Annotated in this window: 7 protein-coding genes; all 7 read right to left on the reverse strand. The window is 67.7% G+C overall.

Annotated features, from left to right (window positions below):
- The coding region (tmk, locus tag QMX79_RS19150) for a dTMP kinase (protein WP_282248188.1) at nt 1-515 on the reverse strand (515 nt) is incomplete at its 3' end.
- Nucleotides 512-1576 (reverse strand): endolytic transglycosylase MltG, encoded by a 1065-nt coding sequence (gene mltG, locus QMX79_RS19155; protein ID WP_282248189.1) that lies wholly within the window; start codon nt 1574-1576, stop codon nt 512-514. The genes tmk and mltG, both read right to left, overlap by 4 nt.
- A 112-nt stretch (nt 1577-1688) precedes the next feature.
- A complete protein-coding gene (locus tag QMX79_RS19160; RefSeq protein ID WP_282248190.1) occupies nt 1689-3044 on the reverse strand; it encodes an aminodeoxychorismate synthase component I in 1356 nt (451 codons plus the stop codon).
- A gap of 86 nt (nt 3045-3130) precedes the next feature.
- A complete protein-coding gene (gene fabF, locus QMX79_RS19165; RefSeq protein ID WP_068849639.1) occupies nt 3131-4393 on the reverse strand; it encodes a beta-ketoacyl-ACP synthase II in 1263 nt (420 codons plus the stop codon).
- A gap of 136 nt (nt 4394-4529) precedes the next feature.
- Entirely contained in the window at nt 4530-4769 is a 240-nt protein-coding gene (gene acpP / locus QMX79_RS19170) for an acyl carrier protein (RefSeq protein WP_068849637.1), read from the reverse strand.
- 153 nt (nt 4770-4922) lie between these two features.
- Entirely contained in the window at nt 4923-5666 is a 744-nt protein-coding gene (gene fabG / locus QMX79_RS19175) for a 3-oxoacyl-ACP reductase FabG (RefSeq protein WP_282248191.1), read from the reverse strand.
- Nucleotides 5667-5742: 76 nt separating this feature from the next.
- Nucleotides 5743-6687 carry an ACP S-malonyltransferase gene (fabD, locus tag QMX79_RS19180; RefSeq protein ID WP_282248192.1) on the reverse strand — a complete coding sequence of 315 codons (945 nt, stop codon included), beginning with the start codon at nt 6685-6687 and terminating at the stop codon, nt 5743-5745.
- Between the last annotated feature and the right edge of the window lie 148 nt (nt 6688-6835).

Raw genomic sequence — 6835 nt, forward strand, 5'->3', positions numbered from 1 at the left:
AAATGGACCTGCTCGATTTCGAGGCGGGCTGGCCACAGGGCGGGGCCGTGGGCGGGGGCGCGGCCCACGGCCACGTCCACATCCAGCAGCAGGGTCAGGCCGGGCAGCAGGCCCACGGCGCGGCGCTCGAGCTCGGCGATCCACGCCGGCTCCAGGCCACGGCCACCGCCCTGGTAGGCGTAGCTGGAATCGGTGAAGCGGTCGCTGAGCACGTAGCAGCCCCGGCGCAGGGCCGGTTCGATCACCTGGCGCACGTGCTGGGCACGGGCGGCGAATACCAGCAGCAGCTCGGCTTCGGCGCTGAGCGGTTCGGCGGCGATCTCCGCATCCGGGGTCAGCACCAGCGCGCGGATACGTTCGGCCAGTGGGGTGCCGCCGGGTTCGCGGGTCAGCACGACTTCGTGGCCCTGCGCCTGCAGGGCGGCGCGGATGGCGTTGAGGGCGGTGGTCTTGCCGGCGCCCTCGCCGCCTTCCAGGCTGATGAACCGCGGGTGGCGGCGCAGTGCGGGGCTCATTGCGGGGCCGCCTGCGGCTGGGCGCGCTGCTGGCGCAGCTGCTGCAGGTAACGGGCCACGGCGGCGTTGTGGTCGGTGTAGTTGGCCGAGAACACGTGCGCGCCGCTGCCATCGCCCACGGCCACGAAGTACAGCGCATCGCCGGCGGCCGGGCGTGCAGCAGCCTGCAGGGCATCGCGGCCCGGCATGGCGATCGGCGTGGGGGTGAGCCCGGCGCGGGTGTAGGTGTTGTACGGCGTATCGGTGGTGAGGTCGCGCTTGCGGATGTTGCCGTCGTAGCTGCTGCCGATGCCGTAGATCACGGTCGGGTCGGTCTGCAGGCGCATGCCCATCTTCAGGCGGCGCATGAACACGCCGGCAATCTGCGGGCGCTCGCTGGGCAGCGCGGTTTCTTTTTCGATGATGGAGGCCAGGATCAGCAGCTCGTACGGGGAGTTCAGCGGCAGGTCGTCGGCGCGGCTTTCCCAGGCGGCAGCCAGTTCCTTTTCCATGGCGGCGTGGGCGCGCTTGAGCACGTCCAGGTCGGTATCGCCGCGCTGGTAGACGTAGGTCTCGGGCAGGAAGCGGCCTTCCGGGTGCTGGCCGGGGAAGCCGAGCGCCTTCATCAGCGCGGCATCGTCCAGCTCGTCGGTTTTGTGGATCAGCGGATCGGCGCGCTTGAGCGCGGCACGCAGCTGGCGGATGTTCCAGCCTTCGACGATGGTGACGCGGTGCTGCAGGGTGCGGCCCTGGCGCATGCGGGTGAGCAGTTCGCGCGGGGTGAGCTTGGCGTCCAGCGCGTATTCGCCGACCTTGAGCTTGCCGGCGGCGTCCAGCTGGCGCGCGAGCAGCTGCCATTGGGTGTCGTTGCCTTCATCCACGCCGGCATCGCGCAGTTTGCGCACCACGGTCTGCAGGCCGTCTCCCGGGGCGATGACCACGCTGGGCTGGTCGGGGCTGATGGCGGTGTCGGCGAAGCCGCTCTGGCTGTGCCAGAACCATGCGCCGGCGGCGGCCAAGAGAAGTGCGCCTAGCAGCAGTACCGTCAGGACCGTTAGACAACCTCGTTTTACGCCTGCCATGCATTCCTCGGTGGGTGGTGCAGCCACGCAGGGCGTGGCTCTACGGGTTTATCGTTTCAGCGCGGACACGCATGGCGTGTCCCTACGCGTTCGCCCTACAGCATACCTTGGCTCATTCCTGGCGGCCGAGCGCGCGCATCAGGCCGCGGGCCTTGGCGCGGGTTTCATCCAGCTCCTTGGCGGGGTCCGAATCGACGACGATGCCGGCGCCGGTGCGGAACGCGGCGTGGGTGCCGGCCACTTCGGCGGTGCGGATGAGGATGTTCAGGTCCAGGTCGCCGTCGCGGTTCAGCCAGCCGAACGCGCCGGTGTAGGCGCCGCGCGCGGTCTGTTCCAGCTCGGCGATGATCTGCATGCAGCGCACCTTGGGGCAGCCGGTGATGGTGCCGCCGGGGAAGGTGGCGGCAATCACCTGGCCGGGGCTCACGCCCGGGCGGAGGCGGCCACGCACGTTGCTCACGATGTGGTGCACGTGGGCGTAGCTTTCCACGCTCATCAGCTCGTCCACTTCAACACTGCCGGCGGTGCAGATGCGGCCCAGGTCGTTGCGCTCCAGGTCGATCAGCATCACGTGTTCGGCGCGCTCCTTGGGGTGGCCGACCAGCTCGCGGATGCGCTCGGCATCGTCGTCGCCGGCGAAGCGCGGCCGGGTGCCGGCAATCGGGCGGGTCTGCACGTCGTCGCCATGCACCGAGACCAGGCGCTCCGGTGAGGAACTCACCACCGCCCTGCCCTGCGCGATGAACAGGCCGGCGAACGGCGCCGGGTTGGCCACGCGCAGCTGCGCGTACAGCGCCTGCGGCGACAGCGCCGCATTGAAATGCGCGATCCAGCGCCGCGACAGGTTCACCTGGAACACATCGCCGGCACGCAGGTAGTCGATGACCTTGCCTACGCCGTCGGTGAAGCGCGTGGGCGCGTCCTCTTCCATCTGCGCCGGGGGCTGCCACTGCGGCAGCGGCGGCAGCGTGGCGGTGGCGTCCAGGTCCTGCAGCAGGGTGTCGAGCTGGTCGGCGTGGTCGGTTTCGCACACGGCGTGGAACTGGCCCAGTACGCGGTCGTGCAGCACGGCGGCCGGGCAGCGCAGCGCAAGTGCACTGGGCAGGCCGTCGGCGCGCGCCGGCAGGCTGAGCACGGTTTCGATCTGGCCAGCCAGTTCGTAGTCGAGCATCAGCGCCCAGCCACCCCGGAACGGCAGGCCGGTTTCTTCGCGCGGCAAACGCAGGGACTGCCAGTGCGCGTCGAGCACGTCGAGGAAGCTGCCGGCATGCGCGGTACCGCCGTGGTCGCGCACCACGCCATCGGCCTGCAGCGCCAGCGATTCACCGTTGCCCATCAGCAGCAGGTCCCAGCGGCCCTGCGCGGTACCCGAGGCGGTGGATTCCATCAGCAGCGGGTAACGCTCCGGCGCCAGCCGCTGAAGCGCAAGCAGGTCGGTGGTGTCGGGCAGCAGGCGGGTCTGGAACATGGCAGGGCAACCAAAGTAAGTGCAGGGGCCAGATACACCAAGGCCGCCAAGATGGCGGCCCGGTGCGGTAGCGTTGGAAGGCGCGATCAGACGCGCTTGAACACCAGCGTGCCGTTGGTGCCGCCGAAGCCGAAGCCGTTGGACATCACCACATCCACCTTGGCCTCACGTGCGGTGTTGGGCACGTAATCCAGGTCGCAGCCCTCGCCCGCTTCGTGCAGGTTGATGGTGGGCGGAATGATGTTGTCGCGCAGCGCCAGCACCGAGAAGATGGCTTCCACGCCGCCGGCCGCGCCGAGCAGGTGGCCGGTCATCGACTTGGTGGAGCTGACCATCATCTTGTAGGCGTGGTCGCCGAAGGCGGTCTTCATGGCCATGGTTTCGCCCAGGTCGCCCAGCGGCGTGGAGGTGCCGTGCGCGTTGAGGTAGCCCACCTGGTCCGGGGTCACACCGGCATCCTTGAGGGCCATGGTCATGCAGCGGGCGGCGCCTTCGCCGTTCTCGCTCGGGGCGGTCATGTGGTACGCATCGGAGCTGGCGCCGAAACCGGCCAGCTCGGCATAGATGCGCGCACCGCGTGCCTTGGCGTGTTCGTACTCTTCCAGGATCAGGATGCCGGCACCGTCGCCGAGCACGAAGCCGTCGCGTTCCTTGTCCCACGGGCGCGAAGCTTCGGCCGGGGCGTCGTTGCGGGTGCTCATGGCCTTCATGGCGCAGAAGCCGCCCAGCGCGGTCGGCGAGGAGCCACGCTCGGCACCACCCACCACCATCACGTCCGCATCGCCGTACTGGATCATGCGCATGGCGGTGCCGATGGAATGGTTCGAGGTGGCGCAGGCCGACACCGCCGAGAACGACGGGCCCTTCAAACCGGTGATGATGCTCAGCTGCCCGGGCAGCATGTTGATGATGGTCTTGGGCACGTAGAAGGGTGAGATCTTCTTGCCCTCGTGGAACTCGATGGTCTGTTCCTCGATGCCCAGCAGGCCGCCGATGCCCGCGCCAACGATGGCGCCGATGCGTTCGGCATTGCCGTCGGTGATCTCCAGGCCCGAATCGTTCAAGGCCATGAAGGCGGCACCGAGGCCGTAATGGATGAACGGGTCCATCTTCTTGGCATCCTTGCCACTGACCCGGAACTTGCCGAACTGTTCGTTGTCGGCGGTGATGTCGAAGTCCCTGACCTCACCTGCAATCTTGGTGGTGAAACGGTCCAGGTAAGCCTGCGAAACGTTGGTCAGCGGGCCGATGCCGGAACGGCCTTCGGTGATGCCCTTCCAACTGGTGGCCAGATCATTGCCCAACGGCGAGACCATGCCCATGCCGGTAACGACGACGCGACGCTTCATTGCAGATTCTCCTGACCCGGGTAATGCGGGGTTGACGCGGTGTAACGCTCAAAAGCACAGGGCCGCAAGCGCGGCCCCATGGGTTTGCTGCACGCGGTGGCGGTAAGCACCACTACCGCGCGCAAGCCGCCCGACATCACGCCTTGACGTGAGCCTTGACGTAGTCGATCGCAGCCTGGACGGTGCTGATCTTCTCGGCTTCTTCGTCCGGGATCTCGCACTCGAATTCTTCTTCCAGCGCCATCACCAGTTCAACGGTGTCCAGCGAGTCGGCACCCAGGTCATCGACGAACGATGCGGTGGTGACAACTTCTTCTTCCTTGACGCCAAGCTGTTCGACGACGATTTTCTTGACGCGTTCTTCGATGGTGCTCATTGGATATCGCTCCAGATGGAGTAGTGGTTCAAAAAGTGACGCCATCAAATGGCGATGGCCGTGGGATAGTGTAGTGGAAACCGCAGGGGCCTTGCATGGCTGCAAAACTCCATTTGGATCAACCACTTGCGGTGCAGTCCCTGCACCACATGCTTACGGCATGTACATGCCGCCGTTCACATGGAGGGTTTCGCCGGTGATGTAGCTGGCCGAGGGACCGGCCAGGAACGCCACCGCATTGGCGATGTCGGAAGGCTCGCCCAGGCGTTCCAGGGCGATGGTCTTGACCAGGCCGGTGCGCTGTTCTTCCGGCAACGCCTTGGTCATGTCGGTATCGATGAAGCCCGGCGCCACCACGTTGACGGTGATGCCACGCGAGCCGATTTCCTTGGCCAGCGACTTGGAGAAGGCGATGATGCCAGCCTTGGCCGCGGCGTAATTGGCCTGGCCGGCATTGCCGGTCACGCCGATCACCGAGGCGATGTTGATGATGCGGCCCTTGCGCGCCTTCATCATGCCGCGGATGACGGCCTTGGAGGTGCGGTAGACGCTGGTCAGGTTGGTGTCGAGGATGGCCTGCCAGTCCTCGTCCTTCATGCGCAGCAGCAGGTTGTCGCGGGTGATGCCGGCGTTGTTGACCAGGATGGTGATGGCACCGAATTCCTTGGCAATGCCGTCCAGCACGGCCTCGAGCGCGGCCGGGTCGGTCACGTTCAGCGCGCGGCCGTGGCCGCCTGCGGCAGCCAGGCGCTCGCCGATGGCGGCGGCACCGGAATCGGTGGTGGCGGTACCGATGACGGTCGCGCCCTGCGCGGCCAGTGCATCGGCGATCGCCGCGCCGATGCCACGGCTGGCGCCGGTCACCAGTGCGATTTCACCCTGAAGGGGCTTGCTCATGCTCAGTTTCCTCGAACGGGACCGGTCCGCAGCACCGGCCCGTGGGCTGGCACGTGGCGAACGCGGTCGAAAGTCATCAGGCGGCCCAGGTCTCGCGGGCCGTCTCGAAGTCGGCGGGCGTGGACAGTGTGCGCGCATCCAGGTTCTTGTCGATGCGCTTGATCAATCCGCTGAGCACCTTGCCCGGGCCGCATTCGGCCACGCGGGTCACGCCGCGCGCGGCCAGGGCTTCGACGCAGCCGGTCCACTGCACCGGCAGGTACAGCTGCTGGACCAGGGCGGTGCGGATGGCATCGATGCCGTCGTGCACGCGGGCATCCACGTTCTGCACCACCGGCAGGGTCGGCACGCGCCAGTCCAGGCCGGCCATGGTTTCCTGCAGGCGGTTGGCGGCTTCGCGCATGAGCGGGGTGTGCGAGGGCACGCTGACGGCCAGCTTCACGGCCTTGCGCACGCCCTTTTCGGCCAGCAGCGCCAGGGCGCGGTCGACGGCGGCGGCATCGCCGCCAATGACGATCTGGCCGGGCGAGTTGTAGTTGGCGGGCACCACCACCTGGCTGCCGGAGGCTTCTTCACAGACCGCCTTGACCAGCGCGTCTTCAGCGCCCAGTACGGCGGCCATGGCGCCCACGCCGGTCGGGGCGGCGTCCTGCATCAGCTGGCCGCGCAGGCGCACCAGGTGGGCACCGTCGCGCAGCGACAGGGCGCCGGCGGCCACCAGGGCGGTGTACTCGCCCAGGCTGTGGCCGGCCAGCACGGCCGGCTGGGCACCGTTCACGGCCTGCCACGCACGCCACACGCCAATGCTGGCGGCCAGCAGGGCCGGCTGGGTGTACTCGGTGCGGTTGAGCATCTCTTCCGGGCCGCCCTGCGACAGCGCCCACAGGTCCACGCCGGCGCCATCGGAGGCTTCGGTGAACGCTTCACGCACCTGCGGGTGCAGTTCAGCCAGTTCAGCCAGCATGCCCAGCGACTGCGAGCCCTGGCCGGGGAACACGAAAGCGAGATTGGAATCGGTCACGCGGAGTTCCGCCTGCAAAAATCGAACGGCGAATGATAAGGGGGAATACCGCGCTTCGTCTGTACTGGCGCGTATTGACCGCCCCCGGTAGGGGGCGCCCCGGTGGGGGGGCCGGGGGGACACCCACACCGGGCGGAATTGCAGAAAG

This window comes from Stenotrophomonas sp. PS02300 (genome assembly GCF_029959395.1).
GTDB lineage: Bacteria > Pseudomonadota > Gammaproteobacteria > Xanthomonadales > Xanthomonadaceae > Stenotrophomonas > Stenotrophomonas maltophilia_AD.